Source organism: Cytobacillus solani (assembly GCF_006704205.1).
Classification (GTDB): Bacteria; Bacillota; Bacilli; order Bacillales; family Cytobacillaceae; genus Cytobacillus; species Cytobacillus solani.
Window position 1 is genome coordinate 141,061 of record NZ_CP041305.1, and the last position, 23,878, is coordinate 164,938.

Annotated in this window: 20 protein-coding genes; 8 read left to right on the forward strand and 12 right to left on the reverse strand. The window is 38.1% G+C overall.

Translation table 11 applies throughout. The features are described 5' to 3' along the window. Positions 1-32 precede the first annotated feature (32 nt). A complete protein-coding gene (locus FI644_RS00755) occupies positions 33-1,532 on the reverse strand; it encodes an alpha-amylase family glycosyl hydrolase (protein ID WP_053477483.1) in 1,500 nt (499 codons plus the stop codon). 297 nt (positions 1,533-1,829) lie between these two features. On the opposite strand from FI644_RS00755, the gene FI644_RS00760 reads away from it, so the two are divergent. Then, the gene (locus FI644_RS00760; protein WP_053475210.1) at positions 1,830-2,393 is read left to right on the forward strand and encodes a DUF2777 domain-containing protein; all 564 of its coding nucleotides are present in this window, start codon (positions 1,830-1,832) and stop codon (positions 2,391-2,393) included. A 105-nt stretch (positions 2,394-2,498) separates the two neighbouring features. Here FI644_RS00760 and FI644_RS00765 read toward each other — a convergent pair whose 3' ends face one another. The 4 genes from FI644_RS00765 to FI644_RS00780 all read right to left on the reverse strand — a co-directional run bounded on the left by FI644_RS00765 (position 2,499) and on the right by FI644_RS00780 (position 8,150). Continuing rightward, positions 2,499-5,420, reverse strand: a complete 2,922-nt coding sequence (locus FI644_RS00765; protein WP_053475209.1) for a bifunctional diguanylate cyclase/phosphodiesterase — start codon at positions 5,418-5,420, stop codon at positions 2,499-2,501. A 150-nt stretch (positions 5,421-5,570) separates the two neighbouring features. Continuing rightward, the gene (locus FI644_RS00770; RefSeq protein ID WP_053475208.1) at positions 5,571-5,918 is read right to left on the reverse strand and encodes a DUF1516 family protein; all 348 of its coding nucleotides are present in this window, start codon (positions 5,916-5,918) and stop codon (positions 5,571-5,573) included. A gap of 84 nt (positions 5,919-6,002) precedes the next feature. Next, on the reverse strand, positions 6,003-6,908 hold the full coding sequence (locus FI644_RS00775; RefSeq protein ID WP_053475207.1) for a fumarylacetoacetate hydrolase family protein: 906 nt from the start codon (positions 6,906-6,908) through the stop codon (positions 6,003-6,005). A 54-nt stretch (positions 6,909-6,962) separates the two neighbouring features. Continuing rightward, on the reverse strand, positions 6,963-8,150 hold the full coding sequence (locus FI644_RS00780) for a DUF418 domain-containing protein (protein WP_053475206.1): 1,188 nt from the start codon (positions 8,148-8,150) through the stop codon (positions 6,963-6,965). A 211-nt stretch (positions 8,151-8,361) separates the two neighbouring features. On the opposite strand from FI644_RS00780, the gene FI644_RS00785 reads away from it, so the two are divergent. The 6 genes from FI644_RS00785 to FI644_RS00810 all read left to right on the forward strand — a co-directional run bounded on the left by FI644_RS00785 (position 8,362) and on the right by FI644_RS00810 (position 10,345). Then, positions 8,362-8,583, forward strand: a complete 222-nt coding sequence (locus FI644_RS00785) for a spore germination protein (RefSeq protein WP_053475205.1) — start codon at positions 8,362-8,364, stop codon at positions 8,581-8,583. 17 nt (positions 8,584-8,600) lie between these two features. Next, positions 8,601-8,825 carry a spore germination protein GerPB gene (locus tag FI644_RS00790; protein WP_053475204.1) on the forward strand — a complete coding sequence of 75 codons (225 nt, stop codon included), beginning with the start codon at positions 8,601-8,603 and terminating at the stop codon, positions 8,823-8,825. A 72-nt stretch (positions 8,826-8,897) separates the two neighbouring features. After that, on the forward strand, positions 8,898-9,524 hold the full coding sequence (gene gerPC, locus FI644_RS00795; RefSeq protein ID WP_246066985.1) for a spore germination protein GerPC: 627 nt from the start codon (positions 8,898-8,900) through the stop codon (positions 9,522-9,524). Further along, a complete protein-coding gene (locus FI644_RS00800) occupies positions 9,521-9,697 on the forward strand; it encodes a spore germination protein GerPD (protein WP_053475202.1) in 177 nt (58 codons plus the stop codon). The genes gerPC and FI644_RS00800 overlap by 4 nt, the downstream gene beginning before the upstream one ends. 5 nt (positions 9,698-9,702) lie before the next feature. Beyond that, a complete protein-coding gene (locus tag FI644_RS00805; RefSeq protein WP_053475201.1) occupies positions 9,703-10,086 on the forward strand; it encodes a spore germination protein GerPE in 384 nt (127 codons plus the stop codon). A gap of 40 nt (positions 10,087-10,126) precedes the next feature. Further along, on the forward strand, positions 10,127-10,345 hold the full coding sequence (locus FI644_RS00810; RefSeq protein WP_053475200.1) for a spore germination protein: 219 nt from the start codon (positions 10,127-10,129) through the stop codon (positions 10,343-10,345). 63 nt (positions 10,346-10,408) lie between these two features. Here FI644_RS00810 and addA read toward each other — a convergent pair whose 3' ends face one another. From addA to FI644_RS00840, 6 genes are all read right to left on the reverse strand, one after another. After that, the gene (gene addA / locus FI644_RS00815; protein ID WP_142107862.1) at positions 10,409-14,173 is read right to left on the reverse strand and encodes a helicase-exonuclease AddAB subunit AddA; all 3,765 of its coding nucleotides are present in this window, start codon (positions 14,171-14,173) and stop codon (positions 10,409-10,411) included. Beyond that, positions 14,170-17,658, reverse strand: coding sequence for a helicase-exonuclease AddAB subunit AddB (gene addB / locus FI644_RS00820; protein ID WP_053475198.1), 3,489 nt, complete (start codon positions 17,656-17,658; stop codon positions 14,170-14,172). Before addB ends, addA begins: the two co-directional genes overlap by 4 nt. 347 nt (positions 17,659-18,005) lie before the next feature. Beyond that, positions 18,006-18,560 carry a signal peptidase I gene (gene lepB, locus FI644_RS00825; protein WP_053475197.1) on the reverse strand — a complete coding sequence of 185 codons (555 nt, stop codon included), beginning with the start codon at positions 18,558-18,560 and terminating at the stop codon, positions 18,006-18,008. Between the two features lie 20 nt (positions 18,561-18,580). Beyond that, positions 18,581-19,201 (reverse strand): TVP38/TMEM64 family protein, encoded by a 621-nt coding sequence (locus tag FI644_RS00830; protein ID WP_053475196.1) that lies wholly within the window; start codon positions 19,199-19,201, stop codon positions 18,581-18,583. Positions 19,202-19,306: 105 nt separating this feature from the next. Further along, on the reverse strand, positions 19,307-20,242 hold the full coding sequence (locus FI644_RS00835) for an LCP family protein (protein WP_075209112.1): 936 nt from the start codon (positions 20,240-20,242) through the stop codon (positions 19,307-19,309). Positions 20,243-20,558: 316 nt separating this feature from the next. Further along, a complete protein-coding gene (locus FI644_RS00840; RefSeq protein ID WP_053475194.1) occupies positions 20,559-22,550 on the reverse strand; it encodes a S9 family peptidase in 1,992 nt (663 codons plus the stop codon). A gap of 192 nt (positions 22,551-22,742) precedes the next feature. On the opposite strand from FI644_RS00840, the gene FI644_RS00845 reads away from it, so the two are divergent. After that, positions 22,743-23,129, forward strand: coding sequence for a YhjD family protein (locus tag FI644_RS00845; RefSeq protein ID WP_053475193.1), 387 nt, complete (start codon positions 22,743-22,745; stop codon positions 23,127-23,129). A gap of 33 nt (positions 23,130-23,162) precedes the next feature. Here FI644_RS00845 and FI644_RS00850 read toward each other — a convergent pair whose 3' ends face one another. After that, a complete protein-coding gene (locus tag FI644_RS00850; protein WP_053475192.1) occupies positions 23,163-23,741 on the reverse strand; it encodes a competence protein ComK in 579 nt (192 codons plus the stop codon). Between the last annotated feature and the right edge of the window lie 137 nt (positions 23,742-23,878).

The following is a 23,878-nucleotide window of genomic DNA, read 5'->3' on the forward strand; positions in this document are numbered from 1 at the left end:
TCATTTATGAAATCAAGTGTGTTTTTCTAATTTTAATCCTGTTTTGCTCTTTTTTTCTTAGATCTTCTCCAAGCCAGAATGATAAAAGTTAAAAACGCTCCATACACAACAACTGTTGCAATGACATAGGGAATATTTAACCCAGACTTTTCAGCTAATATATACACCTCAGCCTCTTCACGATCTAAGAATAGCGTATAGCCTTTTTCACTGCTTTTAACCTGATCATCAGAAAGGAGGCCTCTTAACTCTTTATTATCCTCCAGTAGCTCACTCGGGATGGTAATATCTTGCGACGAAGATGAGTTATTGATGGCAATGACTGTCGTTTCACCTTCATAGGTCCGTTTATAAACAGAAAGTTCATTTTCCTCTGCTAAAAGTTCCAATGATCCCCTTGTAAGGCTTGGATATTTTTCGCGCAGTTCTCCAAGCTTTGTGATGTAATCAATTAGCTCCTTATCTGTACGAAAATCCATTTGCCTATGATTTGCTTCCCCTTCTCCGCCTTCTAATGCAATTTCACTGCCATAATAAACAATAGGAATCCCTGGGGTCGTATAAAGATAAGTAAGGGCAAGCTTCCACCGTGGTCCAGGATGCTGATTTTTCGTAACTGTATTATGAGTAAAGCGAATCATATCATCCGTATCCATTACACTTCCCATTAAGTATGGATCTGGGTAAACAGCCATTAATTTTTCCTTATTTGTAATGAGCTCACTTAATGAATTGTCAACCTCATCAAAAATTGGCCTTATATTTTCAGAAAGCGGGTAATCAATTAGACCATCGATGCCCATTTCCTGAAAATTTGCAATGGTCGCAGGATCATCAGATTTAACTTCTCCAAGCAGATAGAAATGATCCTTAGCCCCTTTAATTTCTTTAACAAATTCTTTCATAAATCTTTCTGATGCAAGATCTGCACGTTCTAAATAATACCCATCAATATTTGATTCTTTTATCCACCATTTTGCGGCATCTATTAAGTAATTCTTTACTTCCTGATTATCCTGATTCAAGGAAAGAAGTCCATCCTCTTTTTGCTCACGAAACCAATCCTTCTTGTCAGCTTCTGTTTGCCAAGGGTGGTTTGGCCCAACTTGGTTCAATTCAAAATTTAAGACAACCTTCATTTCTCTTTTATGAGCTTCTTTCACTAGCTTCTTAAATTCATCCATAGTGCCGTAATGTTCTTCGGTCTTATAGAAGTCTTGAATCCATTTCCCATGATAGCCATTCTCTTCATTATCAAAAATGGAGTTTAACCGAATGGCAGTAAAGCCCATATCTTTAATATAATCCAGCTTGTTAATAATCCCCAAGAAATCCCCGCCATGAAAAGCTTTAGGGTCTTGAACATTTACCTCATAATCATTTTTGTTATCGCCGTTATTAAAGCGATCTACCATTACATCATACATTGTTTCATCTTGCCATTTACGATCTTCCTTTTCAGCTGCTCCTGTAGGGAGGGCATAAAAAAGAAGAAACGGAATGAAGATGAGAGTCCACACTCTTTTTTTCATCTTTCTCTCCTTCAACTCCTTCAATATCAAAGCTTCCTCTATTTGCTTAGACATATGATCACAACTCTTTAAGAGTAGCCTTTTCTCTCCATATCGTCAAACAAAGTCTCCATTTGTAACTCAAAAAAATACAAATGTTGGATCAAATGCCTATTCTCATTTTGTATCAGAATATCGGCAAAAAGAATATCCTGCTATAGGGAGCTCTATTAAAAATAGGTATTTATCTCGCAAATGTTATAAAAAGAATGGAAACTGTCTAAAAAGAATGGTGAAGGATACAAATGGAGGTCTTTTATGAATAGACAGCAGCGTACAAAACTGATAGAGTATCAAACTCGAGCATTTACTGTAGGGACAATTGAATTTATTAATGATCAGTGGGTGTTCTTTGATAAAGAAACGGAAGAGGCAGCATTATTAGATGAATTCCTTCATCAGGAAATGGAAGTATACCGAATGAAACGCTGGAAAAAAGGCGTTCTATTTGAAGAAGGAAAAATCACTTCACCTGATGAGGTATTGATTCTCAAAGATAAGGATATAATTCGTATTCGCAAACTGCTTGTGTTCTCATTAGAAAAACTGCTAGAGGAAATAAACGATGATGCGTTCTTCCAATTTATCACAACGTTAAATTCCATGAAATTTTCTATTTACGATTGTATTTATTGCTACAATCAATTAAATTTTCTATCCACCTCTGAAAGAAAAAGCGGCGTGAACTTTATTGTTTTTGATAATCAAGAACAGATCTGCAATATCCAGCATCACTTTAGTTATTTTGAAAAAACGAACGATCGGTTCGAATTCACCTTAAACAGTGGGAAAAGAATGGTTATTGAGAAAATATCTTCTTAAAAGTAAATTGTTTTTAATTCTACAAACTTATTTTAAGTATATATCATTATAGAAAAGAGACTAAATAAAAAAGGGTTCTGCTTGACTGAACCCTTTTTCATTTATTTAATTTTCCAGTATCGCTGAATCTTTTAAGCCTTTTTCAAAATCCGTTATCAGCAGTGGCTTATGAATGTAGAAGCCTTGTGCGTAATGGCATTTTAATTCCTTCAGAAGCTCAATTTGTTCTTTCGTTTCTACTCCTTCTGCTAGAACCTTAACTGCTAACCCATGCCCCATTGTAATAATAGCTTTAACGATCGCAATGTCAGACGTATTGATACGAAGATTATTTATGAACGAACGGTCAATCTTCAAAGTATTAATAGGTAAATTCTTCAGGTAACTTAACGAAGAATACCCCGTACCAAAATCATCTATAGACACCTTCACACCAAGCTTTTGCAGTGACCTCATCGTATCGATGCTGTAATCAACATTCTTCAGCATGGTACTTTCTGTTAATTCCAATGTTAGATAGTGCGGCTCTAATTTCGAATCATTTAATGCTCTTTTTACTTCCTTCAAAAACCCGGGCTGCTGGAATTGAAAAGCGGAAACATTCACAGATACAGATATGCTATCATATCCAAGCAGCTGCCATTTTTTATTTTGCATACAGGCTGTTCTTAGCACCCAACTGCCAATCTCTTCTATTAATCCTGTTTCTTCAGCCAATGGAATGAAATCTGCTGGAGAAACAAGACCTAATTTAGGATGGTTCCAGCGGATCAACGCCTCACTCCCAAATATTTCTCCTGTCTCTAAATCAATTAAAGGCTGATACATTAAATAAAATTCCTTCTTTTGTAGTGCTCTTCTTAAATAACTTTCCAATTCAAGCCTTGTGATCGCTTGGTCATTCATTTCATTTGAGAAGAATGTAATCCGGTTGCCACCTTGATTCTTCGATCGATTTGTAGCAATGTCCGCATTTTTCAAGAGGGAATGTTCATCCTGCCCATCCTCTGGATAAAGGCTTACACCAATACTGGCAGTGACATAGAAATCTTGTCCTTTATGTTCCACAGGATTTGATATATCCTGAAGAATCATTTTGGAAGCTTTCATTACTTCCTCTACATTTACATCTTTTGATAGAACAACAGTAAATTTATCACCGCCAAATCTGCCAAGATAAGAACCATTCGGAAGTGCTTTTTCAATGCGATAAGCTAATTCCTTTAAAACCATATCACCAGCAAAATGTCCGAGGCTGTCATTGATTAGTTTAAAACGGTCAATATCAATGGAAAGAACCGCAAGCATTCGCTTTTTCTTTTTTGCTCGAGAAAGCATATTCTCCAGTTGCTCTGTAAACTTTACCCGATTAGGGAGTCCAGTATCATGGTCATAGTAGGCTAGCTCTGTTATCTTATCTTCGATTTTTTTTTGTTCTGTAATATTTCTGCCAATCCCATATATCCCCACACATTCATCATTCACTATGATGGGGATATTCTTTATTTGAAATAGGTTGGTTTCTCCAGAACTTGACTGTATATTCACATTGTAATACTGCTCTTTTCCTTTCAGAGCTTTAGAAAAATGCATTCTTACTCTCGGTACATCCTCACTTTTAATGAGTTTCATAGCAGATTTTCCAATTATTTCAGCCTTGCTGTATCCAAAGGCTTTCTCAAAAGCAGGATTCACATTTTTAATTTGGCCATTTAAATCTGTTGAAAATACAAGATCTGTATTCGTATTAAAAAGTGATTCATAGTACTGCTCTGATACCTTTAAGCTTTCATTTAGAAGATAGAAATCATTATGTGATGCCTGCATTAAATGAGTCAGTGCCGTAACATTTTTTAAATAAGCTGGGGTCGTGTATTTAAATGTCAGTTTACGATTTATTTGTTTTTGTTGACTATTTTCCGATAGAGCTAGATACGTTAATGCATGCCCTAATAACTGCGGTGATTTTGTATTTCCTCCAGCTAACTCTCCATAAGCAAAAAAACCATTAGTAGAGGAAATGCTTTGAAGCATGCCTAATTCCTTTTCTGTAAAGTCAGGGGCAAATCGCTTTCGGGCCATACAATCATAAACAAAAATCGTATCCACTTGTTTTTTTGCCAGCTGCTTCATATTTTCCAGCGAGCTTCCAACAATTCCCTCAATATCTGGGTAAGCAAAGGTGATTTCTGCCCCTTCCCTTATTTCCCGATTCACTCGAATAGCTCCATTTTTCAATATATCTAATATAAATAGTGGGACCTTTTCTCCCTTATCTTTCATAATAAACGGAAATTCATTCCCTGAATCAGGAAGATCATCAACAAAGCCTTTTCCTAAATATTGCTTTAAAATTTGTATAGGTTTCTTATGGTCGATTGAGTAAATATTCGTACCTTTTGCCTTCGTAATTGCAAAGGACTTCCCTATTTCCTGCCATTTATAATTACTATAAGCTTGGGCAACGAGCTGGTCACTTTGAAGTGCAACCGCTACTGCCCCTTGAGTGGTTAATTCTTCCCCTGTAAAAGCATAGGATTCTATCGATCTTTCATTACCGCCAGCCAATCCACCAGCTACAACTAATTCAGGGTTTCCTTCATAAAGACCGTTCAACAATTTTTGAGCATCTACATTCGCTCCAACTGGGAAAATAAGCATCGCTTTCGTATCAAAATCCACTAACTTTTGGGCGAAATCCTTCCCCATTTCAAAACTATTTTCATAATCATTTTGATGAAGCAAAACGGATTTTAGTTCTGTCTTTTCAAAAATGGTAAAAGAAATGACCGCTTTATTTTCCATCATTTGACCGTCGATAATTCCTCCTGCACCTGTACAGCCGATTACCGTTGCAAATGGTAGTATACTTCTGAACTCCGTTTGCAGCTGAAGAAGAAAAGACCGATCTATTTTACTTGAAAAAACTTGGATAAGAAGATTTGGATATTCACAGAGCTCATGATATTGGATAAAATGATCTAGCTGCTCATGATTTTCATATAAACAAGTAATTGTTTTAGCCATTAGAAGAACCACCATAGTTAAAGTTTAATTTTTTCACAATTCTCTTATGTTAAAAATAACATAAATATCACTATTATGGGATGACAAAAAAACGAAAAAGCTGTCTTTTCGACAGCTTTTTCAAAAAACCTTAACATGTTCGTACTCTTTTTAAAAAGTTAATGGAAGCTTAATGAAGCCTAAATATAAAACTAGAGCGAGAGAAATAATAAATAAAATCCAATAAACTGCCGTACTCTTGCCTTTTACTAACCCTACGATAATCATTTCGATCGCAGCAATTACTATTATGCCGACTATAGATTTAATTACGTACATCATATCAATATTAATGCTGCTTAATATCCAAATGCCTGTACCAATTGTTAATAAATAGAAGAGTCTCAAAATCATTTGTACGACTTTCAAGCCTCTTGCCTTCCCGCTTTTATGTAATCCAAGAGCAACGAAGAATAATATCAGTGTTAAAGCCCAAGTTGTTATGTGTGCATGTATCATCTTAAAGTCCTCCTTAACTAAAATCGATTACATCATACCATATTCACACTTAAAAAGCATAAATTTAAGGTTTAGGGCGTTTGATTAAAGTTCAATTTTATTATATAAAGTTCCAAGCTTTTCAACCGTGATTTCTATCGCATCTCCTGGCTGCAGGAAACGAGGTGGTTTGAAGCCTTTGCCTACTCCCGCTGGTGTACCAGTTGTAATGATATCTCCAGGTTCAAGCGTCATTCCCTGGGATAGTACAGAGATGATCTCTTCGATTGGGAATATAAAGTTTTCAGTATTGGATTTTTGTCTTGTCTCTCCGTTTACCATTGTCTGTATATCTAGCTTATTCGGATTTTCTATGTTTGAAGAGTGAACAATCCACGGACCCATCGGACAGGTAGTATCCAAGCTTTTGCCAATAAAGAATTGCTTATGACGGAATTGTAAGTCCCTTGCAGTAATGTCGTTTAAAATCGTATAGCCGAAGACATATTCAAGCGCTTTTTCTTTACTGATTCCTCGTCCCTTCTTACCAATAATAATAGCCAGTTCTCCCTCATAATCTAGCTGCTTAGTTATGTGCTGATGATTTAGTACGGTTTCTTTATGTCCAATTACTGTCGTAGGTGCCTTTGTAAAAACCAGGATATGCTCAGGTATATCATCCTTACTGCCCATTTCAATCGCATGTTCCGCATAATTTTTGCCTATACAAAATATATTTTTAGATGGCTTAGGGATTGGTGCCAAAAGTTTAACAGAATCTAACGAGATGAATAGTTCATCTGCTTCTCCATTCTCAGCCCAAGCTTGTAAGCTACTAACCTTTTGAATAAAAGAATCTCCTAAGGCAATGCATTCCTGCATGGTAGGTGGAACATCATTCTTTCCATCTTTCTTTTCTGCTGCTTTGCCTAGTGGCAGAATTCTTCTTGCATCCCCGCTAACTAGCCCTACAAATACTTCTCCATCTAATTCTGCTGTCACAAACTTCATTTGAACACCTCATTTATCAGATAATTGATTCAATTTTATTTTATCATGTATCGTTCAGTTTTCCCGCTTCCATTTCGGCCAGTTGAAATAGGTAAAGCTTCTCCATAACCATTCCACCGGACCATAATAAAAGCGGCTAATCCAAAAGCGGCTGACTCCGATTTGAAGAATATAAATAAGCACAACCATCACTGTACCTGTCACAACAGTAACTTTCCCATACAAGCCAAGCCCGTAATTATAGAAGATCAAGGTTGATACAATAGATTGAAACAAATAGTTGCTCATTGATAATTTTCCTACGAAAGATAAAGGAGAAAGGATCTTATAAAAAACTGTTTTCTCAATTGCTAATGCAATTGCCACTCCGTAGCCTATTGCGAGCAGCGGTCCCCCAAAGATATCTTGCACATACTCTGTTGCAAAATTCTTTCCCAAGATATAAGGAAGGAGCTTGAAAATGATCCCGATTAGTAATGACAAACTAGCTAGCAATGTTAGAAATTTTTTATGTTCTTTAGGCTTTTCTAGCCATTTTAGTTTGGCAGCACCACCACCTATTAAAAATAATGGAAAGATAGAAATAAGCATAAAAGGTGCGTTTTCAAGATTATTCGTTTCATACCAGTCACTCATTCTCTGAATCATAATTTCAGCAAAGCTGCCATTTTGATAGACTTGCAAGGTCATTTCTGCCTGTTCTGGGTCGTAAATTGTGATTTCCTCTGCGGGCGCAACTAATAAGCTAACAAATAATAAAAGAGAGACAAGCAGATTAGGAATAATATATAACAGGACCCCCGTTATTATTAAATTACGTCCCTTCATGCGAATAAATAGGAGAAAGAGGAATCCCATGACAGCATAAGTGATTAAAATATCCCCATGCCAAATAAACAATGCATGTAGAATCCCAATCATTAGCAAGAAGGATAATCTTCTAACCCCAATCAACCCGAACGTACTCCCCCGTATTTTCGACCTTTCCCACATAATAACTAGGCCATAGCCGAACAATAGTGAAAAAAGCGTATAAAAGCTTGCCTGTACAAAAATATCAATAAACGTATATATTGCCTGGTCTGCAGTACCGCTCCACCATTCATATGGATCAAAATTAGGGAACGGAGAGTGAAATGTTAGCATATTAACAAGAAAAATCCCCAAAATCGCAAAGCCTCTCATAATATCCAACGAAATAATTCTTTCCTGTTCAGAAATTGAATGTAATGATTGATTCATCAAATCCCCCTTTTCTAAATATTGCCATTTAACTTATCATAGGTGATTGCTCTTTATCTTGTCTAGTTTTTCTCAGCATCACTTGAACTTTTATTGGGCTTTATTATCACATTCTTTTATTAGGCACATAGGATAAAGAAAAGCGATGTCTATTTTTTAATGGGATTTCTTTTTGGAACAAGATAATCATTTTATTTGAAGGGTGTCATGTATGCCAGCTATTGTTGGAGTTGCACAGGTTATATCTGTCGGTAGCAGTTCTATTTTCAACATCGGGGATGTTTATAAAATGATGCCAATTTCTAATGCAAAAACTTTTTCTGGTGCTGGTTCTTTCAATACAGGCGATGGGATGAATGTATATAATCATTTAAGCACTACGAACACATATGATTCGGATAATATTGATCAAGGAATTTGGTTAAATGCATAATATAAAAGGTGATGTTTATGAATTATTATATTCAGCAATCCATTCATATCAATTTAATTAGAATCGAAGGAATTTCAAACTCTTCCGTTTTGCAAATTGGCAGTTCAGGTATTATCAAGCCTGCCTCTTATCTTTATAACACAGGTGGCTTCACAGAACCTGCACCTGAAGCGGAAGTTCCAACCCCAGGAGAATTAGCAGCTACTCCAGCCGTACCATTAATTGCTCCTTCCATTGCTTAACTGTCCTCTTCTCGTGGACAGTTTAAGGATATTTATCCACGAGAAGAGGACATATTTAAACAAAGGGGGGTGGTGTATTTGAGTCAGGAATTTTATTCTTATCTTCAAGGAATGCATTCCTTTATTGAAGCACAGGAAAGAAGAATTCAAAGCCTAGAAAAAATAATTAGTGAACTGCAAAAAGAAATGAAATCCCTTAAAGAGAGGCCTCCTATAAATATTGAAAGAATTGATTACAAGTTTGATCAGCTCAAGGTTGAAACATTAGAGGGAACACTTAACATTGGTTTGAATCCGAATGATTTGGAAAATATCGATGATTTTGCAGTTGATAACCAGAAAATTAATGCACCAGTCTCTCCAAAAAATTTCATGAAAAAAGCAATGGAAATTGAAGATGAAATGTATCGCTATTTAGAAAGTGATTTACCAAATATCATTGCTGAGGTACAGATGAGCTTAAATGTGCCAGCGGATGAATCCTATATTTCATTCATTAAAGAAGATATAAAAAAACAGCTGCCAAACAGAATTGATTACTATCTAAAACAATTTGATGACCCCTCCAATCAAAATCATGGGCAGGATCGCAGTTTGAATGACGAAGTGATCAATCAGCTTAAGATAGAAATCCGCAATGGTGTTCATGCCTTTATCAGCCATTTGCCTGAACATGTGAAAGGAATGAAGAAGGAATGAATTTTCAAGTATACAATAGAGACTTGTGTGTCGGAGATATTCGTGTAATTGGTGTAGCTAGTTCATCTCTACTAATGGTTGGAGATACACAAACGATCCAGCTTGCCTCTATCTTTGATACACCTGCAGAATCATTAATTATCGGACCATTTGTCCCTTTAACCCCGAAGTGACTCTTATGCTGCAGCGAACATCAGTTGTTAATTATTTAAAAGTAGAAACCTTATCCTTCTCATCTATTCTAGAAATTGGGGATGCAACCTATACTCAGGGATTCTCCCGTGCGATCGCAATACAGAGAGAGGCAGAAGCTTTTTTTGGATATGAGGCGGATTTTAAGTCTTATTCCACCTTCACTGATCCAATCCCTATTCCACCTATTACTGAAACCATCTCAATAAATACATTACAGCTAAATCCTATTATAAAAGTACAAAAAATAGATGTCATTGGTGTGTCTTCTTCCTCCATTTTACAAATCGGCAATGCCAAGCATATTTCAATGGAATCGAGAGTGGATCATATTCGTCATCTTCTATCTAATCACTCCGATGATAAATAGGATTCACAAGACTAAAGCCTACAAAAAAGGATGGTATGCCATGCCAGCAATTACCGGACCGGTGCAAATTATTAATGTTGATAGTGGCATTGTCCAATTTGGGGATGCCGTTTTTATTTCTCCTAAAAGCAGTTCAAAGTCAATTACAGGCTCAGGCGCAGGAAATACTGGGGGATTTATCATTACCAATAACGGTCTCAGTGCAAGCAATGTACTTGATACGAATCTTGTTGATCAGCCTATGGTAGGAAATAACTAAATTGGGTAATTTCAATGGAAAAGACCGGCTGGAAAAAGCGTTCCGCGCCGGTCTTTAAATATATTACATACGTATCACATGTGCGCCATCAAAGAAAAACAAATATTTCTCATTCACTTTTCTTTTCAAAATTTGTTCTAACGCTCTTCCATACATCTCGATCTGAACCCGATATCGTTCCTCGAGAACAGGCTTTGCCTCAGCAAAACCTCCTTTAAAACGGTCTGTTATTCCATCCGTTTTATAATCAAGCAGCACGAGTCCCTTCTCATCCTGAAAAACACAGTCAATGATTCCTTGGATTAGTACAGGCTCATTAGGTCCCTTCCAATCAGGATAAATTTCACTTGCCGGAAAAGCTAAGCTAAAAGGGATTTCTCGATTAATTACATTTGCTCGAGCCATCCGAAGCCCAAGATCTGTTTCAAAAAACATCATAATTTGTTCCGCTTCAATTTCTTCTCGCTGTTCTTCAGTCAAGAGTTCCTTTATGACCATCTCATCCATTTTTGTATGGATAGACTCCACAGTAACCGACTCCCGAAAATCAATATGCTGCATTACCATATGCATAGCTGTTCCACGTTCAGCAGGAGTTAACGACTTTTCCTGCATAAACCTTGGCCGACTTAGCAGTGTCTTTTGAAATTTACGGATCACTTCTGTCCCGCTCTCTTCAGCAGAAAATATTTCCTTTTGCCTCTTTACCTCGGATACAGATTGTTTTGAACGATAGCGTGATGCTGCTAATTCTGGGTATTTCCATGACAGTTGTTCCTCTACCGCACCCTTCCATTCAGATTGCACCGGAACTAGTTCCCCAGCATAAACCTTTTCCAATAAATCTTCCGTTTCAAGACTATCCTCTTCCATAATCATTGCTGCTTCTTGTGAATTTAAAATGGTTATCGCCCAGCATGATGGATGTTCAGTAATATCAGCCGAAACAAGCGAGCCTGCTGGTGATGAATCTAGCCTTAATTGCGTACAATCTTTATGCCTAACAAGGGATGGACCAATCCAATCCAAATAACTATTTACGGAAGCACGTTCATATTCATTTAAAAGCCAGTCCTGATGTTCAGTCATTTTCGCCCATTGTTTCATTTTCTTTGCCACACTTTTCAAGGATGAAACGAGGTATAATTTTTCCTTCGCTCTTGTTAAAGCCACATATAAAACACGCATTTCTTCCGCAAGCATCTCCATTTTCTTTTTCCTCTTGAAAGCTAACTGAGGAAGTGACGGAAAGGAGATTCTTTTCTCTGCGTTTACGTACTTTACTGCCAAGCCATAATCCTTATCAAGCATATAAGCTTTCTTCAGATCCATTGTATTAAAATTACGTGCAAGTCCAGCAATGAACACGAAAGGAAACTCTAGTCCTTTGCTGCTATGAATCGTCATTAAACGGACTACATCCTCTTGTTCGCCAAGCGCACGAGCAGCACCAAGATCATCTCCTCTATCTCGCATGCGTTCAATGAATCTCAAGAAACGAAACAATCCTCTAAATGAGGTGGCCTCGTACTGCCTTGCCCGGTCATAAAGAGCACGCAAATTGGCTTGTCTTTGCTTCCCTCCAGGCATTCCGCCGACAAAGTCGTAAAAATGTGTTTCCCTGAACAGCTGCCAAATAAGCTCCGAAAGAGAACCTTGTCTTGCCAATACACGCCATTCCTTTAATTGGTCAAAGAATGGACGAACCTTTTCAACAATTCCTTCCATTTCAAATGAAGGCTTATTCGTGCAAAAGGCAGTCAATGCTTCATAGAAGGAGCTCTTCTTATTTTGAATTCTTATTTGCGCTAATTCTCCCTCTGTTAGCCCAACAATAGGGGAGCGGAGCACAGCTGCAAGCGGGATATCCTGATATGGATTATCAATAATTTTCAACAGTGACATCATAATTGACACTTCTGTTGCTTCAAAATAACCTGATGAAAGGTTTGCATAAACTGGAATGCCCTGTTGCTTGAATTCCTCCATAATTTGCGGGGCCCATGTCATTGAACGAAGCAAAATAACAATATCCCGATACATCGCAGGGCGCCCTGACTTTGTTTTCGGATTGTATACTTCCTTTCGCTTCCCAATAATTTCTTTTATTTTCGAAGCCATATATCTCGCTTCCAGCTGGGACTGAGCAAGATCTGCAGCATCAAAACCATCCTGATCTAATGCTTCCTCCCTATCCTCCTCCTCTTTTTCTTCCATATCAATAATGGCTAGTTCAATCGGATAAGATTCATCTTCTGGATACGGCGCTCCTTTTACTAGTTCTGCCGCATCATCATAGTCAATTTCCCCAACAGTCGTACCCATAATTTGCCTAAAAATATAATTAGTTCCGTAAAGCACTTCTTTTCGGCTTCGAAAATTTCTTGCCAAATCAATTTTCAAGCCTGTTTCCTCACCAGTTGGAGTAAATCGAGTATACTTTCCTAAAAATAAATTCGGCTCAGCCAGCCGGAAACGATAAATAGACTGCTTCACATCCCCTACCATAAAGAGATTGCCTTCATGTTCTAAATCTTTTGTTACCAATTGAAGGATGGCTTCCTGAACCATATTCGTATCCTGGTATTCATCAACAAATACTTCTTTAAATTGCTCTCTGTAAGCAAGGGCAGCATCTGAAGGACTTATCAAACCTTCTTCATTTTGGAAAGAAAGAATTTCTAAGCAGTAATGTTCTAGGTCTGCAAAATCCACAAGCCCTTTTTCCGCTTTGACTTGCGTAAAACGATTAGAGAAAGCCTTAACTAAATAGACAAGTCCCTCGATATAATTCTTCATCTCCGCCATATCATGTATAAAACTTTCCGGTTTCCGCAAGAAAAGCTCGTCCTTCATATCCTGGATAACTTTTTTCACTTGATCCCTTTGCTTTTTTGCCTGATCGATCAGTTCCGGTTCATATTCATCGCCTTTGCAATTTTTTAGGCGGCCAAAGGAAGCAGCTTGAATAGCTGCATAAAGAGTGGTCCAAGAGTCTTTTTTTGCATCGATAAGAGTTTGGACAACATGAAGGTCATCGATAAAATTCTCAGCTCTTGGAGCAGGACCCCCTGGAAGCTTTGTCATTGCTAACCCTTGTTCTAATAGCTGTTTTGCACCTTGCAGCTGTAATTCAATATCATGCAATAACGACTGAACAAACGGCAGCTCTTCTATATTGGTTGTTTCATCCACATCATACATATGAACAATCGAATCTAAATACTGCTCAGGTGATGGGTTTGCTCTCGCAAAATCATATAGTTCACGGATGATGTCTTGAAGCGCTAAATCACTTCTATCATTTGTAAATGTATCAACAAGTTGAAAGAAGGCATCATTGCCTTCCCGTCCATATTCCTCTTCAAAAAGCTCCTCCAATACTTCATCCCTTAAAAGCTGTGCTTCCGTTTCATCTGCAATTCGGAAACTAGGATCCATATCGATTAAATAGTAATACTTTCGAATCAATTCCAAGCAGAAGGAATGCAAAGTGGAGATGGAAGCTCTATTTAATAGACTTAATTGTTTTCGCAAATGCACGGATTTTGGATTATGATCAATTGCTTTCTCTAGTGCCTCTCCAATTCTGTGCCTCATTTCTGCAGCTGATGCATTAGTAAAAGTTACAACAAGCAGTTCATCAACGTTGAGCGGCTCCTCTTCAGAAAGAATTTTATTGATAATTCTTTCGACCAATACAGCCGTTTTTCCCGAGCCTGCCGCTGCAGCAACTAAAATATCCTGTCCCTTGGCACAAATCGCCTTCCATTGGTCATCCGTCCATGTTGCATCCACCGGTTTAGGCGGGATAACCATTTTAGTCATTGTCCATCCACCTCCTTTTTAATTATGTTAATGAGTTCATCCTTTTGATGTGGGATTAGCAGGCGATATTCATTTGATTCCAGCGATTCATCAAATTGACAAACCGATTTATACGAACAAAATGTACAAGGGGTTTTCTCTTTCATTTTGTAAGGTGCGATATCCACTTGTCCACTTGTAATACGATTTCCAGTTTCCGTATACTTGCTGCGGACAAACTTACGCAAATAATCAAATTCTTGTTTGCTTGCTATCTTCGAACGTTTAGAAATCGATCCATCCTTATTAAAGCCTGCAGATATAATTGGTGAATCTCCTTTATCAAGCGTTTGGTCCATTAATTTGATTACCTTCTCATCGCCAAGCAAGAGCCCATTCATTTTAAACTTTTTAAATATTTCCTGTTCAATATCCTCAAGTGTCAGCATTTTTGATGTGCTGATCATCGGATTATGAACATGAAAATACAAGACACCGGCTGGATCCGCCTCTACACCGATCAGTTCTTTAGAATGAGCAATGATAATATCCAAATACGTAAGCATTTGGAGAGAAATTCCATAGTAAACTTCATTTATATTTAAATCCTTTGAACTGGATTTATAATCAATGACTCGCAAGAATACACCATGATCATCCTGTGCCTTATCGACACGGTCAATCCTGCCTACAAGCTCCATCTTCGTCCCATTTTTCAGCGGGAAGGCAAGCGATGGAAGATCCCCCTTCGGACCAAATCCAAGCTCCAGACCAATGGGAGAAAATCCGCTTGATCTAGCGTGCTCACTCAGAATAAATGAGGCTCTGCTTATAATTTGCTCTAGTTTTCTTTTTATATAAAAATGGCGGTTTGAGCTTAGCAATATTTCATTCTGCAATTTTGGCGCCAGCATTTCGACTGCTTCTTTTGCTAGAATTTCACATTGTTCTCTTGTTATATCCGTCCATGATTGATTATCTTTTATTACCGTTTCGGCAATATATTTTAAGGCTGCATGGAATAAATCGCCAATATCAGGCGCTTCTAGACGGAAAACCTGACGCTCCCTTAACTTCAGCCCATGCTGAACATAGTGCGAGAATGGACAGCTAGAAAAAAGCTCCATTCTGGATACACTTGCCTGAATGTGATCCCCATATAAATCCATGCTGATTTTTTCATCCAGCCGGCTTGTCCGATTCTCATAATTCAAGCTGGAAAGGACCTTAAGAGCAGGTCTTCGCAAGCTATCATTTTCCAAATAATAATTATAAATATCCCACCAAAAATCATAGATTGGATAATTTTGCTTTTTCAGCTGCAATTGAGATGTTAAATAAGATAGTGCAGTATTTTTATTTGAAGCGTAATGCAGCTGCTCCAGCTCCGGAAGTTCAGCTGGATCTGCCATATAAAAATGCTGGTTTACATTTGGAAAAATATCGCTCATTCGCTTAATATAAGAAGATGGAATCAACGCTTTCCCTTCTTCATTAGCAAGCGGATAGCTGATGTAAAGCGATTCTGACGGTGTCACAAATGCTTTATAGGCAAGAAATTCTTCATCAAGCAGCTTCGTTCGGCTTCCGTAAGCAATTTTCAGACCGATTGACAGAAGCTGTTCCCTGTCCTCATCAGCAAATACACCTTCCTCCGAAAATTTTGCAGGAAGGACACCTTCATTCAGACCAATAACAAATGCAGCCTTTATATTTGAAAGCCGCGACCTTTCTAAATCTGCAACCATTACTTGGTCCATAGCAGGAGGAACTAAGGTGAAGCGCATGGATTCCATCCCGGCATCAAGTACTTCTGCAAACCTCTTAGTCGTTACAGTTTCCTCTCCAATCATTTCTACATATTGATCAAGAAGCTCCATAATCGCATTCCATGCCTGTCCATGTTCTCTAGCTTTAATGAGGTTCCCGCGCTCTTCCTCATATCCTTGCCATGCTTCTAATTTAGCAGGAACATCTAACTCTTCCAGAAGCAAGTAAAGCGCTTCACAATATTGCCGTCCCGTTTCTGCCTTCTTCAAACGCCGCGTGAGTCTCAATAAGGGCGACGTAATCATTTCCCGAAAATCATTGAGCTCCTGCTCCGTTTTCTTTTCACTATCCGTCTGCGCGATGGCTTCAAATTCCAGCCCTCTAATCCTGCGGTAGCTCCATCTATTTTTCCTCGTCCATCGATCCCCTTGGATTCCATAGGCAAGAACGTAATTTTCAAGTCGATCCATTTGTTCACGCAACACACTTGCTTCTAATTTAACTGGAAACAATAACTCCGTCTTTACTGCTCTGAAAATCGGCTCGTATCGCCAATTCCCATTAATAATCTCAAGACTTGAACGAATAAATTCTACCAGTGGATGATTGAGCATCGTCCTCTTTTGGTCAATGAAAAAGGGAATTTCATAATCAGTAAAGATCGTTTCAATCATGTCATTATAATCTTGTACATTCCTTGTAAGAATGGCCATATCTCTATACCGATAGCCTTTTGTACGAACCAACTGATTAATATGTCTTGCCACGCCTTCTATTTCTGCTCTTCTATTCACTGCCTGTCCAATATGAATTGCCGCTTCTCCCTTATAGCTAACTGCAGGGCGAGTATCAAAATTCGCTTCAAGATGTGCCAAAGAGGTGTCTACCCATCTTTTCGGCTCTGTTAGAAACGTTTCTTTTATTTCAAGGCCATTTCGGACCGCCATTTCATATAGTGTCTGACAGTTTTCTCCTGACATGCGAAATAGATGAAGTTCATGTGGAGGAGTATGTGTAAAAGGCTGATCAAGAGTAAGAGATATCGTTACCTTTTTACAAAGCTTCATTAACTGCTCTATGATCAAATATTCCTGTGGGGTGAAGCTATGGAACCCATCAATATACACGACTGCCTTTTTCAAATAATCGGAGTCAGCTGCTTTCTCTATGAATAAACGGAAATAATCCTCTGAATCTACGTATTTACCAAAAAGAGAATCTTCGAATGATTGATAGATTAACTCAAGATCATGCAACTTATCTTGAAGTGCCTTATTCGTTTTCCCTCCAGAGGATAATTGCGCCTGTTTCTCGGCAAGCTCTTCTGGCTGAATACAATAGCGCTTAAACTCTGTCATCATTTGTTCCATTTGCTGAACAAAGCCATTTTTATCGGCTGCACGCTGGAATAACCTTAGTTCATCTTTTTTCTCTTCAATTATTTTTCGAATCAGCATGCTGATCCCAACGCTATTTAAGTGATATCGATTCATTCCACCCGTGTCTTGAAGAATTCGCCAAGCCAGCCGGGTAAAAGAATATACCTGGCTCCTAATCATCCCGCCTAAGTCAGGTGTTGTAATTAATTTATATTCAGATTGAAATGTCATTTGTTCAGGAACTAAATATATGATTGGGTCACCCTCAGGTGCTATTCTCAATTCATCACGAATTTCATTCAAGCAGAATTCTGTTTTCCCGCTGCCTGAGCGTCCAATTATTAAGCGAACGGACATAGTTTTACCTCTCTTCCTCTCCCACAATTCGGACTATCATTTATTTACTATTTTATCATAGAAGGATCGTCTTTTTTTGTTTGGTCTCTTGTTAAAACAATGGAAATAGGTTCTACTAAGAAAAGCGCAAGTGCCTTGATCATCGCCGTACAAACTGGAGGGGCTCTTCCTTTCGATAAAGGAAACACGGTGAGCGTGAGCGAACCGATGTTGACTTATCGTAAGGAGGAGACCTGAAGTTTGATAGGCGATAGGCGCTGGAGCTAGACAGTTCCCAAATTTGAAAAATGTTATTCTTTCTTATTCTTAAATTGAAAAAGGGCTCAAATTGAGCCCTTTTCTGTTTTTTAGAAAGAAATATCCATTTCATCAATTGGCCAATATCTTAAATTTACCTTCCCTACCACTTGATCCATTGAGATGAAGCCAAAGTGGCGGCCATCCCAGCTTTCAAGCCGGTTATCGCCAAGTACAAAAAGCTTTCCCTCAGGCACTGTCTCCTCGCCCCACAACTCAGGCAATGTAAAATCACCCGTTAATTTGCTTCCGAACGCTTCTTCCCGCTGCTTTTCAAGGTAAGGTTCCTCTATCTTCTCTCCATTGATGTAAAGTTCATCATTACGATACTCGACCTTATCGCCAGGAAGCCCAATAATTCTTTTCACAAAATCCTCTTCCTTATTATGATGAAAAACGATCACATCAAAGCGATTCAATTCTCCAATTTGATAGCTGATTTTATTAACAATAAGCTTATTTCCATTTTCAAGTGTCGGCTCCATCGATTTCCCTTCTACAACATAATTGGAAATGAAAAATGTACGAATAAATACAAATATAATTAATCCAATCCCAAATGCCTTGACCCATTCAATGCCTTCTTTTTTCACTGACTCTTTCACGTTTGCATTCACCAACCTTTTTATTTCTCATAATTCCGTCGTTTTTTTGTACTTATATTCATTTTTATTTCTATCCTTTTTCCAACATACCAAAGAATGAATATAATTACTCCTACGATAGCAGTCCGAACGGGCTGTGTAATTAATGACTTAATATCATAACCTACGAAGCTCATCGTAAAAATCATCACCATTTTTCCTGTTAATACAGCTAGCATATACTGGGCAATACTAATTTTTGATAAACCAGCTACAATATTTACAACGGCAGAAGGAGTAAAAGGAAAGCATAATAGGATAAATAATGGACCGAACCCATGTCTCTCTACCCATGCCATGAGCTTTTGCACCTTTGGGCTCTTTTTAAGAAACCGCAGTATTCTTTTCTGCCCATATTTCCGAACGAGCAGAAAGACTAGAAAGGCACCGACCGTTGAACCTATCCATGATAATAAAAATCCGAACCACAATCCAAACGCATTTGCATTTGCCATGACAAATATAAAGAGTGGAAGAAAAGGCAAAAATGCTTCAAGCATTGGAAGCAAGAGCCCTGGCAACGGACCAAAAGAACGATATTTTTCGATTAAATCCATAATATTTTCAAGTGTAAACAAATCTTTAAATAATTCGTAATCCATGTAGAATCTCCTTGAATAGAGCTAGACAATATTTAAAGTTATATTTCTAATATCTTGGCTTACCTCTTGTCCTCTTATTGTACACCTAATTTCTGAAAAAGAATTTTATTTAGTGAAAAATTCACGAATTGCTTGTTTATTTTCTTCAAAGTCTACTGCCAACACAGAACCGACCCCGCTTATTCTCTTATCTTGATAGGATCCATCTACCGGAATCCGCATTGTTTCAATGTCACGATTCTTCGCAGAAATAAATTCTTTACCAATATATAGAATATCCTTTGTAGCCATATTCGTATTGACAAACGGCGTCATCACACCTACTAATTTAGGGAGCTTCGCCACTGTTTGAAAACTCATCAATTGATCAGCCAAAGCTTGCATTGTCTTTTGCTGGCGTTCAACCCTGCCGAAATCACCAATGGCATCATGACGAAAACGGACATAGCCAAGAAGATGCTTCCCATCAAGCCTTTGTAATCCAGGCTCAAGCTGCACCCCGATTTTAGCTGACATGGCCTTCTCAACTTCAATTTCTACCCCTTTAGGAAATGCCTCATCTATAAGATGTATGAATCCCTCAAAGTCGATAATGGAATAGTATTGAAGGTCAATATCAAAATTCTCTTTGATCGTTTGCCTTAATAGCTCAGGCCCGCCTAAAGCAAAGGCTGCATTAATCTTATCTTTGCCATGACCAGGAATGTCAACATATGTGTCCCTCATAATAGATAGTATTTTATATGTCCCTCTATCCGGATGATATTGGGCAACCATAATTGTATCTGCTCTTGAATTTCCTTTTCCGGGATCGTCACTTCCTAAGAGAAGAATACTTGTCCCTCCATACGGATCTTTATCACCGTTAAATTCATATTCTATTGCTTGAGTGTCTACTTTATCTTTTGATTGTGAGACTCCTTGTTTAAACTGATAATACGAATAGGCTAGGGTCCCTGCAAATAATAGAAATAGAATAAGGACGAATGTCTTCCATTTCTTCCTTTTCGATTTTTTATGTTGATATCTTTTATCTCTCATATTAAAAATTCCTTCCTGTTTTTTTCAGTTTATAACCTTCAACAATATATGACTACTTATTTAGTAAAAAAGTTTCTTTTTGTTTACTGGTATTTCTTGTATACCTCATTATCGCCATAAATATCCAATAATTGCAATTGAAGAAATAAAAGAAATGCGGAAGCACCTTGCTCACCCCCGACAAGCACAAGACAAGCCTCACGGAAAGGTTGTTCTTTACCTTTCTGGGGGGCTTGTCTTGTGACCTCGAGGGGGTAGGCGCTGAAGCTAGACAGAAATAATACCGCAAACCTATTAAAGGCTTGCGGTATTATTTCTAGTTCAAATATTCATTAAACCAGCCAGCAATGTAATTTAAACGGCTGATTCGCAGATTGGGTTTTCCACTTCTTGAAAGTTCATGATTTGCTTCAGGAAAACGGATTAATTTAGCTGCTTTCTTCCGGTCTTTTAAGGCAATAAATAACTGTTCTGCCTGTTCAATCGGACAGCGGTAATCCTTTTCACTATGAAGGATAAGGAGCGGTGTTTCCATCTTATCCACATAGGCAAGCGGTGAATGCTTCCATAGTGTTTCAATATCGTTCAAGCCACTCTTAATTTGCCAATCAGTAAAATAATAGCCAATATCACTTACACCATAAAAGCTAATCCAGTTCGAAATGGAACGCTGAGTCACGGCAGCCTTAAAGCGGTTCGTATGTCCAATAATCCAGTTTGTCATAAAGCCGCCATAGCTGCCGCCTGTTACGCCTAAGCGATTTTCATCAATAAAATCAAAATTTGCTATCGCATAGTCCACCGCATCCATAAGATCCTCGTAGTCTTTTCCGCCATAATCCCCTCGTACTGCATCAACAAACTGCTGGCCATACCCATGGCTTCCCCTTGGGTTTATATACAATACAGCATATCCTTGAGCGGCTAGACATTGAAACTCGTGAAAGTACGTATTCGCATACATTGCATGTGGGCCACCGTGAATTTCAAGAATTAACGGAACCTTGTCCCCTTCTTTGAAATGAACTGGTTTCATGATCCAGCCGTGCAAGTCCCACTGATCCGAAGATGTAAATTCAATCGGCTCTGCATTAGCAAGCACTGTCTCCTGTAAAAATGCTTCATTAACGTTTGTCAGCTGCTCTAATTCACCTGATGTCACATGCAGGACAAATAGATCTCCCGGGTGCGAAGGCTTGCTTAAGGCTACGACCGCCCGATCAACTTTTCCGCCAGTGGAGAGACCATATACATGCTGAGCATCGAGCAAAGCCGGGTATAGCTCTCCTTCTAATGTTCCATAATAAACAACCGTATTGCCATGATCTGTAGCTAAGAAATAGAAGCTGTGATTATCCTCTCCCCACAGAATGCCTGGCGTGACTGCCCCCTGCTGGAAATCACCAATAGCATAATCACCAATTAGCAAATCAGAATCCTTTGTTAAGCAATCAAGCTTTTCAGCTTCCATGTCATAAATCCAAATTTTTGAGAGTGTCGCATTTTTATATTCCCTTTCATGTCCTAACATCCCAATGTATTTGCCATTAGGAGACCATGTTGCACTCCCGAAGTATCCTGTACTTTCTGTCAGCTTTCTAGCTTCTTTTGTTTCTGCATTGATGAGGTAGACATCACTCAAGAAGGACTGATCCTTTTCCTCACTTAAATCAGCGGTAACCGTCACATATTTTCCGTCAGGCGACCATGATTGCAGCTGATAGTCGTGTTCGCCTGAGGTGAGCAGACCCGTTTCCTCTGTTTGAATATCTACGAATGCGACCTGAGTGTAGTTTCCTTCCCAAAATCCATTAGCATCTGATTTATATTTCATTTTATCTACTTCAAGAGGAACAGGCCTTTTATCTTTCTTTTCTTCACTTTTATTAGATGATGATAAAGATTCACCATTTTTCAATGCCGCATTAAAGGCAATTTTTGTCCCATCAGGCGACCATACAAGGTTTGATGCACCATTTGGGCATGTGGTTAATTGCCGGGCTTCCCCCCCTTTTACATCTAAGACATAAATTTGACCCTTCTGGCTTCGATCTGATACAAACGCTACCCTCTGCCCATCTGGAGACCATCTAGGTGAGTGGTTTCGAGCTTCACCAAATGTCCATTGAACTGGCTTATTTTTTTCGCTTACATTTATATAATATAAATGTGAAGAGTATTTATTCTCTTCTTCCAGCATCACTGTTTCAATAAATACACAATCCCTTCCGTTGCTAGCCAGCTGGGGATCTGCTACTGATTTTAATTGGTAAAGATCTTCCGCTTGTATGGTCCGTTTTTCTGTCATTTTACATCACCCTCCTTATACATGTTCTTTTTTATTTCGACAATAGAATTAATTTCCCTGCTTCTCTTTTATTTTCATTTAAAGTATTGGTAAATCCGACAAAGAATGCCTCTTGCAATCGGAATAGATTATCAGTAAAATTAGAACAAATGTTCTTGTTTTGTTTTTGAATTTATGAAGGAGGAAGGGAATATGACAAGAATTCCTGAGGAAGATCGCAACATACTGGAGCAGGCTATTTATTTACCAATGGTGCTGACGATTTTAAATCGTGATCTGACTGTCATAAATAAAAGCTCTTTCAAACTCCCACAGCCTTATTTAAATTTAGTTGAGGAAACAATGAAGGTCATTCAAAAAGAATTGTCCGCAGTCAAACTTTATATGAGCAAAAATAAGCTTAAGGTACAGCAGCTAAAGCGGGATGAAGCTTTCACGATGTTCCTATTTCTTTATAAAGGTTATGAAGAACAGCACAATTACTTCAACCCACGTATTCGCAACAAAGTACAAGAGCTGATGGATTATTATTTATATAAACGGCATATAAGCAACTACACAAAGAGCCCGAAAAACTAAAGGTGAAGGAAGAGCACAAAAAATTAGGCCGCCTCAGCCCTTAAAACCTCTAATCCGATAATTGCTTGCCCTTTCTAATGCACTTATACTTCTTTTCCCATTAAAAAAATACAGTGCTTTCCGTTCCGATTCCTCAATTCTGCTGATTAGCGTTGTTCTTAAAAGAGCGGTTCTTAAAACCTGATTATTGAAGGAATTGAAGGATACCGGGATAATTTTTGACTGTTTATTTTTGAATTTCACCTCCGTATTGCCTCTATCGAAACGGTGGTAAGAAAGAATATGCTCCGATGAAATCCATATGCATTGTGAGTTGCTCGCTGAAGTAGTTGGAAAAAAATAAATGAAGTTTGTGGGGTCAATAGTAATTGGTGCTTTGTGGGTAATTCCAGTTAATTGACGGGTTCCTTCTTTGCGACCTTCATAGCTAGAACCAAAAAATGTACAGCTCTTTTTAATAATATCAATTGGTTTAAATGGTGATATAAACTCATCCTCTAGCTCCCAAATTTGCGAATAAATTTTTGAACCGTATGCCAGTGGCATGACAACCATCGTATTCGGGTTAATTTCATATTCATCAATTAAAGAGGATATTTCTTGGCCATTCATTTCTTCAACTCCCCTATATAATGTTTCGCCTCCATCATATCAGGTTTACAGTAAAATAATTCATTTTTTTCTAAATGTTACTAATTTGTTCAAATTCTCCATAAAAATATTTTCAAAAAATTCAAAATCAAGTTGAA